We start from the raw sequence: 16,406 nt of genomic DNA, 5'->3' as shown, positions 1-16,406 counted from the left end.
TTTGCGTGATATGGGGTTTAGGCGTTTGCCGTTATGATAGGCGCCCCCGCAGTCTGGATTGCGAAGACGTCATGACCCTGCAGTATCAAACCATCGCCGACTGCGTCGGCAACACCCCGCTGGTCCGTTTGCAGCGCCTGCCGGGTGAGACTACTAATACCTTGCTGTTGAAGCTTGAGGGCAACAACCCTGCCGGATCGGTCAAGGACCGCCCGGCGCTGTCGATGATCACTCGCGCCGAGTTGCGCGGGCAGATCCATCAGGGCGATACCCTGATCGAAGCGACTTCCGGCAACACCGGCATCGCGCTGGCCATGGCCGCCGCGATCAAAGGCTACCGGATGATTCTGATCATGCCGGATAACTCCAGTGCCGAACGCAAGGCGGCAATGACCGCTTATGGCGCCGAGCTGATTCTGGTCAGCAAGGACGAGGGCATGGAAGGCGCCCGCGACCTGGCTGAACGCATGCAGGCCGAAGGCCGTGGCAAGGTGCTCGATCAATTCGCCAACGGGGATAACCCGGAAGCGCATTACGTCAGCACCGGCCCGGAAATCTGGCAGCAGACCGGCGGCACCATCACCCACTTCATCAGTTCCATGGGCACCACGGGCACCATCATGGGTGTTTCGCGTTACCTCAAGGAGCAAAACCCCAAGGTGCAGATCATTGGTCTGCAACCGATGGACGGGGCCTCCATCCCCGGCATCCGTCGCTGGCCGACAGAATATCTGCCGAAGATCTACAACGCCGACCGCGTTGACCGGATCGTCGACATGGCCCAGGCCGAAGCCGAAGACGTCATGCGCCGACTGGCCCGCGAAGAAGGCATCTTCTGCGGTGTGTCGTCCGGTGGTGCCGTCGCCGGCATGTTGCGCTTGTCCCGGGAAGTCGAGAATGCAGTCATGGTCGCGATCATTTGTGACCGAGGCGACCGTTACTTGTCGACCGGCGTCTACGATGTGCCTAACTGATGGCCAAGCAAGAGAGAGGCCTGCGCTTCCAGCCCACTGGCGGCACAAAGGTGCCCCAGGTGCCGACCGGCAAGAAACAGCGGTTGACCATCGAGCGCCTGGCCAATGACGGACGCGGTATTGCATTCGTCGAAGGTCGCACCTGGTTTGTGGCCGGCAGTCTGGCCGGTGAAGAGGTCGAGGCGCGGGTGCTCAACGCCCACGGCAAAGTCGTGGAAGCGCGCACTGAGCGGGTATTCCAGCCCAGCCCTCTGCGCCGGCCGGCACCCTGTGTGCATTTCGGTCGGTGTGGCGGTTGCAGCGTCCAGCATTTGCCCCATAGCGAACAGCTTGCCCTGAAACAGCGCATGCTCGCCGAGCAGTTGACCCGGGTTGCGGGTGTCGAGCCCGAGGAGTGGGCAGCCCCCTTGACCGGTCCAGAGTTCGCCTACCGACGCCGGGCTCGCATTGCCGTGCGCTGGGATGCCAAGGCCAAACGGCTTGATGTGGGATTCCGGGCTGCGTCCAGTCAGGACATCGTCGCCATCGACGAATGCCCGGTGCTGGTACAGGCCTTGCAACCGATCATGACCGAATTGCCGGCCATGCTGCGTCGTTTCAGCAAGCCGCAGGTCGTGGGGCACGTCGAGTTGTTCAGCGGTTCGTCGACGGCCGTGCTGCTGCGCCATACCGCGCCGTTGGCCGAGGCCGATCTGGCGACTCTGATCGCTTTCTGTCAGGCCCATGACGCCCAGCTTTGGCTGCACGGCGAGGGCGAGCCGCAACCGGTCGACCCGAGTCAGCAATTGGGCTATCGACTGGAACAGTGGAATTTGCAATTGGCCTACCGGCCTGGGGATTTCATTCAGGTCAACGCCGCGGTTAATGCCGCGATGGTTGCGCAGGCACTGGACTGGCTGGCGCCCACGGCGGACGAGCGGATTCTGGACCTGTTCTGCGGGCTGGGTAACTTCGCATTACCATTGGCCAGACAGGCCCGCGAAGTGGTGGCGGTAGAAGGCGTCGCGACGATGGTCGAACGTGCCACGGGCAATGCAATGAGCAATGATCTGCACAATGTGCAGTTCATTCAGGCCGATTTGATGCAGCCGCTGGCAGACGCGAGCTGGGCCGAAAACGGCTTTTCTGCGGTACTCTTGGACCCACCGCGCGACGGTGCTTTTGAGGTGGTGCGCAAGCTGTCGACATTAGGTGCCAAAAGGTTGCTTTATGTGTCATGCAACCCTGCAACTTTGGCGCGCGACACGGTCGAATTGATCAAGCAGGGCTATAGATTAAAACGCGCCGGAATCCTCGATATGTTCCCGCAAACGGCTCATGTCGAGGCGATGGCTTTATTTGAAGCGAGTAAGTGAGCGACACGGCTTAAGGAAATGAGTCAGCCGCTCACAGGGAATCTCGTTTAATCCGACTGGCCCGCGGACGCACAGCCCTTGCCTGCCCAGCAAGGAGCGTTTGCCCAAGAAGCCCAGCGACTGAAGGCGCTTTTTATCGCGCCGTAGGGAAGGTAAGCAACATGGTACAGGTGAGAGCGCACCAGCCGATCAACACCGATGGCAGTATCAATCTTGATGCATGGCTCGATCATATAGTCAGCGTCGACCTTGCATTGGACCGACAGGCCTTGAAAGAGGCTTGCGAGTTTGCCCGCCATGCCGAGCAACAGGACAATGCATCAAAGAATTTATGGGCAGAAGGGGCCTCCAGTTTTCAGGCTGGCCTGGAAATCGCAGAGATCCTCGCTGACCTCAAGCTCGATCAGGACTCACTGGTCGCCGCCGTGATCTACCGGGGCGTGCGCGAGGGCAAGATCCCCTTGGCGGACGTCAGTCAGCGTTTTGGTCCGACGGTGACCAAACTGATCGACGGCGTGCTTCGCATGGCGGCTATCAGTGCCAGTCTGAGCCCTCGCGAGTCGTTGGTGATGGGGTCTCAGGCCCAGGTAGAAAACCTGCGCAAGATGCTGGTGGCAATGGTCGATGACGTGCGCGTCCCGCTGATCAAGCTGGCTGAGCGCACCTGCGCGATTCGTGCGGTCAAGAACGCCGACGAAGAAAAGCGCAACCGCGTTGCCCGGGAAGTGTTCGACATCTATGCGCCACTGGCGCACCGGTTGGGTATCGGTCACATCAAATGGGAACTGGAGGATTTGTCCTTCCGCTACCTGGAGCCCGAACAGTACAAACAGATCGCAAAATTGCTGCATGAGCGCCGCCTCGATCGCGAGCGTTTTATCAGCGATGTCATGGGCCAACTGGAAAACGAACTGCTGAGCACCGGGGTGAAAGCCGATATCAGCGGTCGGGCCAAACACATCTATTCGATCTGGCGCAAAATGCAGCGCAAGGGTCTGGAATTCAGCCAGATCTACGATGTGCGTGCCGTGCGCGTGTTGGTGCCTGAAGTCCGCGACTGCTATACCGCGCTGGGCATCGTGCATACGCTTTGGCGGCACATCCCCAAGGAGTTTGACGACTACATCGCCAACCCCAAGGAAAACGGCTATCGCTCTTTGCACACTGCGGTGATTGGCCCCGAAGGCAAGGTGCTGGAAGTGCAGATTCGCACCCACGCCATGCACGAAGAGGCAGAGCTGGGCGTGTGCGCGCACTGGCGCTACAAAGGCACCGACGTCAAATCCGGCTCCAATCAATACGAAGAGAAAATTTCCTGGCTGCGGCAGGTACTCGAGTGGCATGAAGAGCTGGGCGATATTGGCGGGCTGGCGGATCAACTGCGGGTCGATATCGAGCCCGACCGGGTGTACGTGTTCACCCCGGATGGTCATGCCATCGACCTGCCCAAAGGCTCGACGCCGCTGGACTTCGCTTATCGCGTGCACACCGAAATCGGTCACAACTGCCGTGGCGCGAAGATCAACGGGCGTATCGTACCGCTCAACTACAGCCTGCAGACCGGTGAGCAGGTTGAGATCATCACCAGTAAACACGGTACGCCGAGTCGCGACTGGCTGAACTCGAACCTTGGCTATATCACCACCTCGCGGGCGCGGGCGAAGGTCGTCCACTGGTACAAATTACAGGCGCGTGACCAGAACGTCGCGGCCGGTAAAACCCTGCTGGAACGTGAACTGGCGCGCGTGGGATTGCCACAGGTGGATTTCGACAAATTGGCAGAAAAAGCCAATCTGAAGACCGCCGAAGACATGTTTGCCGCTCTGGGTGCGGGCGACCTGCGTCTGACGCAGTTGGTCAATGCCGCGCAACAACTGGTCGAGCCGGAACGCGGCAACGAACAGCTGGAGTTGATCCCGCGCAAAGCCACCGGCTACAAGCCCGGCAAACGTGGCGATATCCAGATTCAGGGCGTCGGCAACCTGATGACGCAAATGGCCGGTTGCTGCCAACCGCTGCCCGGCGATGCCATTGTTGGCTACATCACTCAGGGCCGTGGCGTGAGTATTCACCGCCAGGACTGCGCTGCAGTGTTGCAGTTGGGCAGTCGCGAGCCTGAGCGGATCATCCAGGTCAACTGGGGCCCGGTGCCGGTGCTCACCTACCCGGTGGACATTGTCATCCGTGCCTACGACCGCTCCGGTTTGCTGCGTGACGTTTCTCAGGTTCTGCTCAACGAGCGGATCAACGTGCTGGCGGTCAACACCCGCTCGAACAAGGAAGACAACACCGCGCTGATGTCGTTGACCATCGAAATTCCGGGCCTGGATGCGCTAGGACGGCTCCTGGGACGGATTTCCCAGTTGCCGAACATCATCGAGACGCGGCGCAACCGCACACCTTGAGTACCTGCGGCTTTGGTTTGAATGAGAACAATCGATGTACACACTCGAAGACTTGCTGCACCTGATGGCCCGACTGCGTGACCCGCAGTTCGGGTGCCCGTGGGATGTCAAACAAACCTACGCCAGTATCGTGCCTCACACGCTAGAAGAAGCCTACGAAGTCGCCGACGCCATTGAGCGCGGTGATTTCGATCACTTGCAGGGCGAGCTGGGCGATCTGTTGTTCCAGGTGGTTTATTACAGCCAGTTGGCACGTGAAGAAGGGCGCTTCGAGTTCGATGGTGTGGTCGACAGCATCACCCGAAAACTGATTCGTCGTCACCCGCATGTGTTCCCTACTGGCGATCTGTATGCGCCGCTGGAAACGCCGCAGTTGGACGAGGCCCAGGTCAAGCAACGCTGGGAGGAAATCAAAGCCGAAGAGCGAGCGGCCAAGACTGACGTGCCTGAGCAATTGTCCCTGCTCGATGATGTCCCCTGCGTGCTGCCAGCCTTGTCCCGCTCGGCGAAGTTGCAGAAGCGCGCGGCGCAGGTCGGTTTCGACTGGCCAGACGCCTTGCCGGTGGTCGACAAGGTGCGTGAAGAGCTCGATGAAGTGCTGGAAGCCATGGCGGACAATGACGCCCCGGCCATCGCGGATGAGGTCGGTGACCTGCTGTTTGCGGTGGTGAATCTGGCCCGGCACCTTAAGGTCGATCCTGAAAGCGCCTTGCGTGCGGCGAACACTAAATTCGAAAGACGCTTCCGATTTATCGAACAGGCATTGCGCCAGACCCATCGTCCCATTGAAAATTGCACCCTCGAAGAACTGGACGCTCTCTGGGGCGAAGCCAAACGTCAGGAAAAGAACGCATCATGAGCATTTCCCTTCGCGACCAGTTGCTCAAAGCAGGTCTGGTCAACCAAAAGCAGGCCAAGCAGGTCAGCAAAGACAAGCAAAAAGAACAACGCCTGGTGCACAAGGGCCAGATCGAAGCCGATGACTCGCAAAAGCGTGCCGCGCAGGACGCTATGGCCGAAAAAGCCAAGCGTGATCAGGAGCTCAATCGCCAGCAGCAGGAAAAGGTCGAGCTCAAAGCCCGCACCGCTCAGGTCAAGCAGTTGATCGAAGTCTCTCGGCTGCCGAAGCTGACCACCGAGGACTACTACAACTTCGTCGACGACAAGAAGGTCAAGCGCATCTCGGTCAACACGCTGATGCGTAACAAGCTCAGCAGCGGCTCGCTCGCCATCGTTCATCATGGCGGCGGTTACGAGATCATCCCGCGTGAAGCGGCGCTGAAGATCCAGGAACGCGACCCACGCCGAGTCGTGTTGCTTAACACGCCGACCGAAGCACCGGATGCCGATGATCCGTACGCGGCCTATCAGGTGCCTGATGACCTGATGTGGTAAACCCAGGACCCAGACAAACAAAACCCGCTTCTGCGGGTTTTGTTTTTACAGCGATTCCGAAATAACGTCTTACGCAGTGCGCTGGCTTTCCAGTGTTTCCAGTTCTGCTTTGTATTGATGAGCGTCCGTCTCGTTATGGAACATCCCGACCAGCAAATCCTGCTGGTGCACATCCCAGATCTGTACGCCCGCAGCGTTGCTTTCGTGGGAGATATGGGAAGCGTCGCGTTCAGTAACTTTTACGGTCATCTTTGTAAGCTCCTGACTCTGGCTAACTGCGGCAACACGTCGCAGGTCCCTGTTATATCGTTAGCTAGCTATCTAAGTAAATGACTGAAAGCGGTAACACACCTTTGCAGAAAGTGGAGGAATGGCTCGAGGGCGCAGGCTGTATGGCGGTCGCGGAGGTTGGGGGTTTGTGGTGTTGGCGTCTTAGACAGGTTACGTTCAGTTTTGCCTTGGTCCTGCGCGCAATAAAAAGCCCCCGCTGAAAAGCGGAGGCTTGGGTCTTGCTGGCGAACTCAGGCCTGTTAGCTGCCTTTGACCGCATTGCCATTGACGGTGCCGTTCAACAGCATGATGTTGTATTCCTTACCGTCGGTTTCGACCTGTTGCAGGCGAACCAGCAGGTAATCCCAATCCTTGGCGAACCACATCACGGTAATGCGTTTGTTTTGCGTCGGGTCGCGTACACGCTCGACCTTGATGGCGTCGATCTTGCCAGCTTTGGTATCGACTTTTTCCGAACCCAATACGCGGAAATCGTAGGTGTCTACAGAGTCACCGTCGACCACCTGGTAGCTCATGCTCTTCTTGCCGGCAGCCACGTCTTTTTGCAACGCCAACTGGTAGGTCGACTTGTCGAGCACGCCGGGGTTGATGGGCAGGTTGATCACGTCACCGCGATCTGTGCCGCTTACCACCTTGCTGCTCCAGTCGAACGCCATGTCGATTTTTTTGGTTTTACCCAGACCGCCGCGTTCGAAATTATAGGATTGTGGCAGCAGGGTGCCCTTGTCGACACGCAGGGTGCTGACCTCGGTCAGGCTGGCGATCATCATGGAAGCCTTGAAACTCAGGGTCCAGGTGTCGTTCGCGTTTTTCGTGAGGCTGCGTTCGGCGGTGCCGCTCATGGGCAGCTGTTTCCAGTCAGCGGTGTAGCTGGCGGAAAACGGCTGAAGGTCTGCTGCCTGAACAGCAGGCAGTGCGAGCAGAGCGAAAGCGAAGAGCAAAGCGCGACGCATAATATCTCCTAGATTCGAATCAAGTGGCCACTGGCCGGGAGTAACTGGCCATCCAGTAATGCGCCCTGTTCGCCGAGGCTTAGTCTTCCTTCGGCAAACCATCGTATTGCCAGCGGATAAATCTCGTGTTCCTGAGCATGAACCCGGTGTGCCAGGCTGGCTGGCGAGTCGTTCAACTCTACCGGGATTACTGCCTGTACGACCAGTGGACCCCCATCGAGTTCCTCTGTCACGAAATGCACGCTGCAGCCGTGTTCGCTGTCACCAGCTTCAAGCACTCGCTGGTGAGTATGCAAGCCCTTATAAAGCGGCAGCAGAGAAGGATGGATATTAAGCAGGCGGCCCTGATAGTGACGGACGAATGTCGCACTCAATATGCGCATGAATCCGGCGAGCACCACCAGCTTCGGCTGAAAGGTGTCGATCAGCTCGATCAGCGCGGCATCGAAGGCCTCTCGACCTTCGAACGCCTTGTGATCGAGGACGCGGGCTTCGATGCCTGCGTCCCTGGCGCGCTGCAGACCGAACGCATCGGCGCGGTTGGAGATCACCGCGCGGATACGGACAGGGTTGTCGACACCCTTGAAGCTGTCGATCATGGCTTGCAGGTTGCTGCCGGTGCCAGACAGCAGCACCACCACATCACACGTTGCAGGTATCTGCACTGACATCAATGTACCTTGAGGTTTTTCAGCTCGACCTGCGCAGCGCCTTCAGCAGCAGTGGCGATCTGACCGATGACCCAAGGTTGCTCGCCAGCTTCACGCAGCACGTTCAAGGCCACTTCGACGTGCTCCTGAGCGACGCAGATGACCATGCCCACGCCACAGTTCAGGACGCGGTGCATTTCTGTTTCAGCGACATTGCCTTGCTGCTGCAGCCAGTCGAACACGGCAGGACGCTGCCAGCTGGCGACATCGACCACCGCCTGAGCGCCTGCTGGCAGTACGCGCGGGATGTTGTCCAGCAGGCCGCCGCCAGTGATGTGGGCCATGGCCTTGACTGCGCCAGTGTCCTTGATCAGCTTGAGCAACGGTTTGACGTAAATGCGGGTGGGCGCCATCAGCAGGTCGGTCAGCGGTTTGCCGTCGAGCTGGATGTTTTCGATGTCGGCACCGGCCACTTCGATGATCTTGCGGATCAGCGAGTAACCGTTGGAGTGCGGACCGGAAGACGGCAGGGCGAGCAGGGCATCACCGGCGGCGACTTTCGAACCGTCGATAATGTCGGCTTTTTCCACGACACCGACGCAGAAGCCAGCCAGGTCATAGTCTTCGCCTTCGTACATGCCAGGCATTTCTGCTGTTTCGCCGCCTACCAGCGAGCAACCGGACAGCTCACAGCCAGCGCCGATGCCGGTCACGACCTGAGTCGCGGTCTCGACGTTGAGTTTGCCGGTGGCGTAGTAATCGAGGAAGAACAGCGGCTCTGCGCCGCAAACCACCAGGTCGTTGACGCACATGGCGACCAGATCGATGCCGATGGTGTCGTGTTTGTTCAGGTTCAGCGCCAGACGCAGCTTGGTGCCCACGCCGTCGGTGCCGGAGACCAGTACAGGCTGCTTGTAGCCGGCCGGGATTTCGCAGAGGGCGCCGAAGCCACCCAGGCCGCCCATGACTTCCGGACGCTTGGTGCGCTTGGCCACGCTCTTGATGCGTTCGACCAATGCTTCACCGGCGTCGATGTCTACACCGGCGTCTTTGTAGCTCAGGGAGGGTTGCTTGCTCATAATCCAGGCCTTTAAGGGGATTCGGGGGGTCGACCGAAGTCGGCAGGGCCTCTCGAAAAACGCTGCATACAAGGAATGCTGCGTTTTCAGGGGCCACCGCCATCGCCAGTCTGCGAAGGCGCGCGATTTTATCAGGCTTACAGGGCAGCGGCCATCCTTAGGCCGACGGGCAGGCTTATTAGAACCCAAAATAATCGATGCATGCGCTCAAGCTGGCTCGTTTGTCGGCGGCTGTATAAGGTGTCGCTATGATTTTGTATGAATGATTCGGCTCGATGTGTGGTCTGAACCATGTCAGTCGTTTTCACGCGGCCTTTTTCATGCCGCTTTTGCCCGTCGGGAACCTTCCATGCGTCTTTCTAAATTATTGTTTGTGGGCTGCCTTTCGTTGATCAGCCTGCCCAGCGTTGCTGAAACCGTGAGCAACTTGTATCAAGTGCGTGAAACCGTCAGTGGGCAAACCCCTGATGAGCGCACTCAGGCCACGCAACGCGCGTTGGAAACCCTGATTCTGCGGCTGACGGGTGATCCCAAGGCCCTGCAAAGCGCTGGCCTGGCCGGGGTGCGCAAAGACCCGCAACAAATCATCACTCAGTTCGGCTACGAAGCGGGTCCGCCAGAGAGCTTGCTGGTTGATTTCGATCCCGCCAGCACCGAACGCTCGCTGCATCAGGCAGGCTTGCCTGTGTGGGGCAGTAACCGTCCGACGATTCTCGGTTGGTGGTTGAGCGACGCCACTGACGGCTCCAATCTGGTGGGTGACGGTCAGAGTGCCGCCGAACCCCTGCGTCGTGCGGCGCAGCACCGTGGTTTGCCGTTGCGTCTGCCTTTGGCGGACTTGAGCGAGCAGATCGTCGCGACGGCCAAGAATCTTGAAGGCACTGACTCCGCGCCGTTGAAGGCCGCTTCCGAGCGATATGGCGCCGATGGTTTGCTGGCGGTGCATGCCCGTGAAGAGAACGGTCAATGGCAGGGTAAATGGCGTTTGTGGCTGGGCCAGCAGAGTGAGCAGGGCACGGCCACCGGCGCGGACAGCGGAGCCTTGGCCGATGCTGTACTGCTGGCGGTCAGCCAGCGTCTGGCGCCGCGCTATGTGGTCAAGCCGGGCGCGTCGACCGGGCTGGTGCTGGAAGTGCAGGGCATGAACCTTGAACGTTACGCTCAGTTGAGTCGCTTGCTCGATCCATTTGGCGCCAAGCTGAAAACGGTGAGCGGTGATCGCATCACCTACGAGGTCAACGGCAGTGCCGATCAACTTCGTTCGCAATTGTCCCTGGCCAAATTGCAGGAAGTCCCTGCGGGCGAGGTGAGTGCTGCAGTTCCGGCGCAGCAACCTCCGGTCGATGGTGCTGCCCCCGTGACACAACCGTCTTCTGCACCGCAGTTGCACTTTCGTTGGTAACGGCTGGAAGGCGCATCGGATTGGTTTTTATTCTTGGGTTTGAGGGGCGGTAATGGCTGACTCACGTCGTTGGTTCTGGATTGGCGGGGTTGTCCTGCTGTGTGTGTTTGTGTTTTTGCTGCATCCGATCCTGACGCCCTTTCTGATTGCGCTGCTTTTGGCCTATATGGCCGACCCTTTGGTCGATCGGCTGGAAGCTGCCGGGCTGTCGCGCACCTTGGGTGTGGTCGCGGTGTTCGGCTTGTTCACCATGATTCTCATGGCGCTGCTGCTGGTGCTGGTGCCGATGCTGGCCAAGCAGTTGTTCCGCCTTTATGAGCTGGCGCCACAGATACTCGATTGGTTGCAGCACACGGCATTGCCATGGACCCAGGCCAAACTGGGGCTGGCTGATGGTTTCTGGAAGTTCGACAAGGTCAAGGCCGCCATTTCCGAACACATGGGGCAGACGGGCGATATCGTCAGTGTGGTGCTGGCTCAGGCGACCGCATCCGGTCTGGCGTTGATTGGCTGGCTGACCAATCTGGTGCTGATCCCTGTGGTGTGTTTCTACCTGCTGCGCGACTGGGACGTGATGATGGCCAAAGTCCGCAGCCTGTTGCCGCGCCATCGCGAAGGACAGATCGTCAAGCTGGCAGGCGAGTGCCATGAAGTGCTGGGTGCCTTTATTCGTGGTCAGTTATTGGTCATGGTTGCGCTGGGCTTTATCTATGCCGCCGGCTTGATGCTGGTAGGTCTGGAGTTGGGCTTGTTGATCGGTGTGATTGCCGGTCTTGCTGCGATTGTGCCGTACATGGGGTTTGTAATCGGCATCGGTGCCGCCGTCATCGCCGGGCTGTTCCAGTTCGGTGGCGATCTGTACCCAATGATGGGCATCGTCGCGGTGTTCATGGTCGGTCAGGCCCTGGAAGGCATGGTTCTCACCCCGTTGCTGGTGGGTGACCGGATTGGTCTGCACCCGGTGGCGGTGATCTTCGCGATTCTGGCGGGCGGTGAGCTGTTCGGTTTCACGGGTGTGCTACTGGCGCTGCCGGTGGCGGCCGTCATCATGGTTTTGGTGCGCCATGTGCACGACCTCTATAAAGAGTCGGATATTTACGGTGGTATGGGAGATCCTGATCTGTAGGTGATCCGTCTGCTACGCCGCATGACGCGAAGCAATCGCAAACCTTTGATTTTGCTTGTGGTCTGCCGCATTGTGCGCCCGGCGTCACCGGTATAAACTTTGCCCACTTTACACAGAGGCCCCTAGCGGCTCGCTTGAGCCGTTCAGCCAGCATGAAACCGATTCAGCTGCCCTTGGGTGTGCGTCTGCGTGATGACGCCACCTTCATCAATTACTATCCCGGCGCCAATGCCGCAGCACTCGGCTATGTTGAGCGGCTGTGCGAAGCCGACGCTGGCTGGACCGAAAGCCTGATTTATCTCTGGGGCAAGGACGGCGTCGGGCGTACGCACTTGCTGCAAGCCGCCTGCTTGCGCTTCGAGCAGTTGGGCGAACTGGCGGTTTACCTGCCGTTGGCAGAGGTGATGGATCAAGGCGTCGAGCTGCTCGACAATCTCGAGCAGTACGAGCTGGTTTGCCTGGATGACCTGCAAGCGGTGGTTGGCAAGCCGGAGTGGGAAGAGGCGCTGTTCCATTTGTTCAATCGCCTGCGCGACAGCGGCCGTCGCCTGTTGATCGCAGCGTCCCAGTCTCCACGGGAATTGCCGGTCAAACTTCTCGACCTCAAATCACGGCTGACCATGGCCCTGGTGTTCCAGATGCGTGGCCTGTCCGATGAAGACAAGCTGCGCGCCTTGCAGCTGCGCGCTTCGCGCCGTGGCCTGCACCTGACTGATGAAGTCGGTCATTTCATTCTGACGCGCGGCACCCGCAGCATGAGCGCGCTCTTCGACCTGCTCGAACGTCTCGATCAGGCGTCGCTGCAAGCGCAACGCAAACTGACGATTCCTTTCCTGAAGGAAACGTTGGGTTGGTAGCGCGGCCGTGGTAGATCGCGAGCTGTTGCTGCAAACAGCGGCGGCGCTGCGTCATGCCCGGCGCATTCTGATTATTACCGGGGCTGGCTTGTCGGCCGACTCGGGCCTCCCGACTTATCGGGGTGTTGGCGGGCTGTATAACGCAAAGACGGCGGACGGGCTGCCCATCGAAATGGCGCTGTCCGGCCCGATGTTGCGCCGCGACCCTGCGCTGTGCTGGAAATATATCGCCGAGTTGGGCAGGGCTTGTCTTGGTGCGCAACCCAATGCCGCCCATTACGCCATTGCTCAGTTACAGCGGCTCAAGCCTGAATGCTGGGTTCTGACGCAGAATGTCGATGGCTATCATCGTGCCGCTGGCAGCCCACCTGAACGCTTGATCGAAATCCACGGGCAGCTGGCGCCGTTGTTTTGCCAATCCTGTGGCGCGGTCGACCCGGAGCTGAGCGAGCACCTGCAACGGCCATTGCCGCCTTTGTGCAAGCACTGCCATGGGGTCTTGCGCCCGCCAGTGGTGTTGTTCGAAGAGATGTTGCCCGAGCGGGCGCTGGAAACGTTGTACGAAGAAATGGCCAAGGGTTTCGACGCTGTATTGAGCATCGGCACCACCGCCAGCTTCCCGTATATTCACGAGCCGGTCCTGCGGGCGCGGGTGTCGGGAGGCTTTACCGCCGAGATAAATCCGACGCCGACCGACCACAGCGCAGGCATGGATGTTTTCCTGGGCTGTAGAGCCTTAGAAGTTATGGAGGAACTGGTAAGTCACATTTAGATCGATTGAATTTGCAAATGAGGGTGATAGAAGGCATAGTCTCACCTCCTTTACATCATCAGCCACGGTCGTGCCCATGCTAAATCGCTTCGCACCCCTCGTGCCTCTCGCACTGGTTTCACTCCTTTTTGGTTGCGCGGCTCACATGCCTGCCTCGAACCAGCAGCACGTCCAGAATCAGGCTCATACCTCGATTACTGCACAGTCTGCACGCTCCTCCCAGATGGCCGACGGATCTGACTCCGTGCTGTCCGAAGAGTTGATCACTGAAAAAGAACTGGCCGAGTTTTCTGACAGCAAGCCTTACCGCATGCCAGTCCTTGCCGACAGCATCCTGGAACGCGGCATGTCCCTGATCGGTACCCGTTATCGTGTAGGCGGTACGTCGGAAGCCGGTTTCGATTGCAGCGGATTCATCAATTACCTTTTTCGTGAAGAAGCGGGCATGACGTTGCCACGCTCCACTCGCGACATGATCAACCTGAATGCTCCGCTGGTTGCTCGCAACAACCTGAAGCCGGGTGATCTGCTGTTCTTCAGTACCAAAGGTCGCGGTCGTGTCAGCCATGCCGGCATCTACCTGGGCGATGATCAATTCATCCATTCCAGCAGCAGCCGCAGCGGTGGTGTTCGGGTCGATAGCCTGGACGACAGCTACTGGAAGAAGACCTTCATCGAAGCTAAACGTGCGTTAGCGATGGCGCCGACTACAATCCAAAGCCAACGCTAGTCATTACCGGAGCGTGTAACTCACGTTACACGCAGTTCGGGCTCCCGGCAGAGTAAGCCGCATCCAGATCAGGTTGTTGTGTTTATGTCGATTACGGTACGCCTAGGGTTGATTACATTGGTTGCTGCGCTTCTTGGCGCTTGCGCAAGCCACGCTCCACCCCCTTCAAAGCCACGGGTTGTTCGACCTGTTGCGCCTATGACTTCCGAGTATTCCTCGCCTGCCGCTGAAGACGTGTTGTTTCGCGCGCTGGGCCTGGTCGGCACGCCTTATCGCTGGGGCGGCAATACGCCTGATTCGGGCTTCGATTGCAGTGGGTTGATTGGTTATGTCTACCGTGACGCAGCCGGCATCGCGCTACCACGCTCGACCCGTGAGTTGATTGTGATGCACGCGCCGGATGTCGGGCGTAACGCTTTGCAGTCAGGTGATCTGTTGTTCTTCGCCACTTCAGGCGGTTCGCAGGTCAGCCACGCCGCGATCTACGTGGGGGAAGGGCGCTTTGTGCACGCGCCGGCAACGGGCGGCACAGTGCGCCTGGACAGCCTCGACAACAGCTATTGGCAAAAAACCTACCTCAACGCCAAGCGTGTCATTCAGCCAGAGCATCTGGCGCGTAATAACCCCTGATTTTGACGTGATCGTGCAGTAGATCCTGCCCCGTCGAACACGGGGCTTACTGCGCCTTCGCTGCTGTCACCCGCCAGATTTTATTCCCCACGTCATCGGCCACCAGCACGCCGCCATGCTGATCATTGATCACGCCCACCGGACGGCCCTGGGCCTTGTCGTCTGCGTTGAGGAAACCGGTCAACAGGTCGACGGGCGCGCCGCTGGGTTTGCCGTTGGCGAACGGTACGAATATCACCTTGTAACCACTGTGGGGTTTGCGGTTCCACGAGCCGTGCTGGCCGATGAATACGCCTTGGGTGAACGGTGCCGGCAGCGATTTGCCGTCACTGAAGGTCAGACCCAGCGACGCCGTGTGGGGTCCGACGGCGTAATCCGGTGCAATGGCCTTGGCCACCAACGCCGGGTTCTGGGGTGAGACACGCACATCCACATGCTGGCCGTAGTAGCTGAACGGCCAACCATAAAACGCGCCATCCTTCACTGACGTAATGTAATCGGGCACCAGATCGCTGCCGATTTCGTCGCGCTCATTGACGGCGGTCCACAGCTTGCCCGTCTGCGGTTCCCAGTCCATGCCATTGGGGTTGCGCAGGCCGGAGGCAAAGATCCGGTGCGCGCCTGTCGCGGCATCGACTTCCCAGATCGCGGCGCGGCCTTCTTCCTTGTCCAGACCGTTTTCGCCGACATTGCTGTTGGAGCCCACGGTCACGTACAGCTTTTTACCGTCTTTGCTGGCAATGACGTTCTTGGTCCAGTGGTGATTGAGTGTCCCTGCGGGCAGTTCTGTCACCTTGCTTGGCTTGCCGGTAATCGAGGTTTGCCCGTTTTCATAATGGAAGCGCAGCAGTTGATCGGTGTCAGCGACATAGAAATCGTTGCCGACCAAGGCCATGCCAAAGGGTGAATTGAGGTTTTGCAGGAACACGGTGCGGGTTTCAGCAACGCCATCATGGTCTTTGTCGCGCAGCAGGGTGATTCGGTTGGCGGACGCTACGCCCGCACCCGCACGGCCCATGACCTTGTTCATGACCCAGCCCCGAATGCCCTTGCTGTCATCGGGCTTGGCGGGCGAGTTGGTTTCGGCGACCAGCACATCGCCATTAGGCAACACGTACAGCCAGCGCGGGTGATCCAGGTCTTCGGCAAACGCCGCCACCTGGGTGCCCGGTGCAGCGACAGGCTTCGCACCCTTTGCCCAGCCCACTGCGGGGGCGATGTTCACGGTCGGGATCAGGGTTTTGTTCGGTTCCGGCAGCTTCGGTTGCGGGCCGGTGCCTTCCGCTACTTGCAGGCGGGCGGTCTCGCCGCAAGCAGCAAGGCCGGCCATCAGTACAAACAATACTGCCAACTGAGGTCTGAGTGCGAACATGAGGATCTCCATGAAAACGAAAGGTGCGCGTAAAGCAGTAGAGGAGGGTGGGCTGTCGAGGTTCAACCTTTTACAGGTGAGTTGATAGTTAGCAAGCTTAGTAGGTGACGCGAGAGGGCTGTCGTTTACTATCAATCAATATGCCTCGCACGGGGCAAACAGCGTTATTCAGCGAAAGGAAAGGGCGCTTCGATTGACGCTCTACCCCCAACCCTCTACCCTTCGCGACGTGTTTCAGGTGCTCAGCCATCGTTGATGGGCTGAGTGAAACAGGGAAGCCGGTGAGGGCGCGTCCAGCGACCGATTCCGGCGCTGCCCCCGCAACGGTAAATGAGTCAAAGCTGCGCATTCAGTCACTGCATCGTAAAGGATGTGGGAAGGCGCGCAGTGAGGGCAAAGCCCGCTCATGAGTCCG

At 59.0% G+C, this 16,406-nt stretch carries 16 protein-coding genes and 1 riboswitch; of the genes, 11 read left to right on the top strand and 5 right to left on the bottom strand.

Going from position 1 to position 16,406, the window contains the following annotated elements:
* The first annotated feature begins 71 nt into the window (after positions 1 to 71).
* From cysM to K0F75_RS21250, 5 genes are all read left to right on the top strand, one after another.
* Positions 72 to 974, top strand: a complete 903-nt coding sequence (cysM, locus tag K0F75_RS21270) for a cysteine synthase CysM (protein WP_219063940.1) — start codon at positions 72 to 74, stop codon at positions 972 to 974.
* Complete coding sequence (gene rlmD / locus K0F75_RS21265) at positions 974 to 2,329, top strand: 23S rRNA (uracil(1939)-C(5))-methyltransferase RlmD (protein ID WP_219063939.1); 1,356 nt, start codon at positions 974 to 976, stop codon at positions 2,327 to 2,329. Before cysM ends, rlmD begins: the two co-directional genes overlap by 1 nt.
* Positions 2,330 to 2,490: 161 nt before the next feature.
* Positions 2,491 to 4,734, top strand: coding sequence for a GTP diphosphokinase (gene relA / locus K0F75_RS21260; protein WP_219063938.1), 2,244 nt, complete (start codon positions 2,491 to 2,493; stop codon positions 4,732 to 4,734).
* A gap of 34 nt (positions 4,735 to 4,768) precedes the next feature.
* Positions 4,769 to 5,593: a nucleoside triphosphate pyrophosphohydrolase gene (gene mazG / locus K0F75_RS21255; protein WP_219063937.1), complete on the top strand. Its 825-nt coding sequence runs from the start codon at positions 4,769 to 4,771 to the stop codon at positions 5,591 to 5,593.
* A complete protein-coding gene (locus K0F75_RS21250; protein WP_219063936.1) occupies positions 5,590 to 6,129 on the top strand; it encodes a DUF2058 domain-containing protein in 540 nt (179 codons plus the stop codon). The genes mazG and K0F75_RS21250 overlap by 4 nt, the downstream gene beginning before the upstream one ends.
* A 69-nt stretch (positions 6,130 to 6,198) precedes the next feature.
* Here K0F75_RS21250 and K0F75_RS21245 read toward each other — a convergent pair whose 3' ends face one another.
* From K0F75_RS21245 to purM, 4 genes are all read right to left on the bottom strand, one after another.
* Complete coding sequence (locus K0F75_RS21245) at positions 6,199 to 6,378, bottom strand: hypothetical protein (RefSeq protein ID WP_219063935.1); 180 nt, start codon at positions 6,376 to 6,378, stop codon at positions 6,199 to 6,201.
* A 281-nt stretch (positions 6,379 to 6,659) separates the two neighbouring features.
* Positions 6,660 to 7,373 carry a DUF3108 domain-containing protein gene (locus K0F75_RS21240; RefSeq protein ID WP_219063934.1) on the bottom strand — a complete coding sequence of 238 codons (714 nt, stop codon included), beginning with the start codon at positions 7,371 to 7,373 and terminating at the stop codon, positions 6,660 to 6,662.
* An 8-nt stretch (positions 7,374 to 7,381) separates the two neighbouring features.
* Positions 7,382 to 8,032, bottom strand: coding sequence for a phosphoribosylglycinamide formyltransferase (gene purN / locus K0F75_RS21235; protein WP_219063974.1), 651 nt, complete (start codon positions 8,030 to 8,032; stop codon positions 7,382 to 7,384).
* A gap of 11 nt (positions 8,033 to 8,043) precedes the next feature.
* Entirely contained in the window at positions 8,044 to 9,102 is a 1,059-nt protein-coding gene (gene purM, locus K0F75_RS21230) for a phosphoribosylformylglycinamidine cyclo-ligase (RefSeq protein ID WP_219063933.1), read from the bottom strand.
* A 349-nt stretch (positions 9,103 to 9,451) separates the two neighbouring features.
* Between purM and K0F75_RS21225 the strand changes: the two genes are divergently transcribed.
* From K0F75_RS21225 to K0F75_RS21200, 6 genes are all read left to right on the top strand, one after another.
* Complete coding sequence (locus K0F75_RS21225; protein ID WP_219063932.1) at positions 9,452 to 10,504, top strand: DUF2066 domain-containing protein; 1,053 nt, start codon at positions 9,452 to 9,454, stop codon at positions 10,502 to 10,504.
* Between the two features lie 52 nt (positions 10,505 to 10,556).
* The gene (locus K0F75_RS21220) at positions 10,557 to 11,630 is read left to right on the top strand and encodes an AI-2E family transporter (RefSeq protein WP_219063931.1); all 1,074 of its coding nucleotides are present in this window, start codon (positions 10,557 to 10,559) and stop codon (positions 11,628 to 11,630) included.
* Between the two features lie 152 nt (positions 11,631 to 11,782).
* Positions 11,783 to 12,487, top strand: a complete 705-nt coding sequence (hda, locus tag K0F75_RS21215) for a DnaA regulatory inactivator Hda (protein WP_219063930.1) — start codon at positions 11,783 to 11,785, stop codon at positions 12,485 to 12,487.
* 7 nt (positions 12,488 to 12,494) lie between these two features.
* Entirely contained in the window at positions 12,495 to 13,259 is a 765-nt protein-coding gene (locus tag K0F75_RS21210) for an NAD-dependent deacylase (protein WP_219063929.1), read from the top strand.
* Between the two features lie 76 nt (positions 13,260 to 13,335).
* Positions 13,336 to 13,989, top strand: coding sequence for a C40 family peptidase (locus tag K0F75_RS21205; RefSeq protein WP_219063928.1), 654 nt, complete (start codon positions 13,336 to 13,338; stop codon positions 13,987 to 13,989).
* An 84-nt stretch (positions 13,990 to 14,073) separates the two neighbouring features.
* Positions 14,074 to 14,619, top strand: a complete 546-nt coding sequence (locus K0F75_RS21200) for a C40 family peptidase (RefSeq protein ID WP_219063927.1) — start codon at positions 14,074 to 14,076, stop codon at positions 14,617 to 14,619.
* A 46-nt stretch (positions 14,620 to 14,665) separates the two neighbouring features.
* Here the strand turns inward: K0F75_RS21200 and K0F75_RS21195 are convergent, their stop codons facing one another.
* On the bottom strand, positions 14,666 to 15,991 hold the full coding sequence (locus tag K0F75_RS21195; protein WP_219063926.1) for a sorbosone dehydrogenase family protein: 1,326 nt from the start codon (positions 15,989 to 15,991) through the stop codon (positions 14,666 to 14,668).
* Between the two features lie 277 nt (positions 15,992 to 16,268).
* Positions 16,269 to 16,406: riboswitch (cobalamin riboswitch) on the top strand.

The sequence above is a fragment of the Pseudomonas sp. UMAB-08 genome (assembly GCF_900095225.1).
Classification (GTDB): domain Bacteria; phylum Pseudomonadota; class Gammaproteobacteria; order Pseudomonadales; family Pseudomonadaceae; genus Aquipseudomonas.
The sequence above is the reverse complement of the archived record's forward strand: the minus strand, read 5'-3'. Positions and strand labels throughout refer to the sequence as shown.

What these genes read in the sequence shown, in the direction of transcription:
- cysM (WP_219063940.1), top strand. Translation starts at nt 72, where the DNA reads ATGACCCTGCAGTATCAAACCATCGCCGACTGCGTCGGCAACACCCCG.
- rlmD (WP_219063939.1), top strand. Translation starts at nt 974, where the DNA reads ATGGCCAAGCAAGAGAGAGGCCTGCGCTTCCAGCCCACTGGCGGCACA.
- relA (WP_219063938.1), top strand. Translation starts at nt 2,491, where the DNA reads ATGGTACAGGTGAGAGCGCACCAGCCGATCAACACCGATGGCAGTATC.
- mazG (WP_219063937.1), top strand. Translation starts at nt 4,769, where the DNA reads ATGTACACACTCGAAGACTTGCTGCACCTGATGGCCCGACTGCGTGAC.
- K0F75_RS21250 (WP_219063936.1), top strand. Translation starts at nt 5,590, where the DNA reads ATGAGCATTTCCCTTCGCGACCAGTTGCTCAAAGCAGGTCTGGTCAAC.
- K0F75_RS21245 (WP_219063935.1), bottom strand. Translation starts at nt 6,378, where the DNA reads ATGACCGTAAAAGTTACTGAACGCGACGCTTCCCATATCTCCCACGAA.
- K0F75_RS21240 (WP_219063934.1), bottom strand. Translation starts at nt 7,373, where the DNA reads ATGCGTCGCGCTTTGCTCTTCGCTTTCGCTCTGCTCGCACTGCCTGCT.
- purM (WP_219063933.1), bottom strand. Translation starts at nt 9,102, where the DNA reads ATGAGCAAGCAACCCTCCCTGAGCTACAAAGACGCCGGTGTAGACATC.
- K0F75_RS21225 (WP_219063932.1), top strand. Translation starts at nt 9,452, where the DNA reads ATGCGTCTTTCTAAATTATTGTTTGTGGGCTGCCTTTCGTTGATCAGC.
- K0F75_RS21220 (WP_219063931.1), top strand. Translation starts at nt 10,557, where the DNA reads ATGGCTGACTCACGTCGTTGGTTCTGGATTGGCGGGGTTGTCCTGCTG.
- hda (WP_219063930.1), top strand. Translation starts at nt 11,783, where the DNA reads ATGAAACCGATTCAGCTGCCCTTGGGTGTGCGTCTGCGTGATGACGCC.
- K0F75_RS21205 (WP_219063928.1), top strand. Translation starts at nt 13,336, where the DNA reads ATGCTAAATCGCTTCGCACCCCTCGTGCCTCTCGCACTGGTTTCACTC.
- K0F75_RS21200 (WP_219063927.1), top strand. Translation starts at nt 14,074, where the DNA reads ATGTCGATTACGGTACGCCTAGGGTTGATTACATTGGTTGCTGCGCTT.
- K0F75_RS21195 (WP_219063926.1), bottom strand. Translation starts at nt 15,991, where the DNA reads ATGTTCGCACTCAGACCTCAGTTGGCAGTATTGTTTGTACTGATGGCC.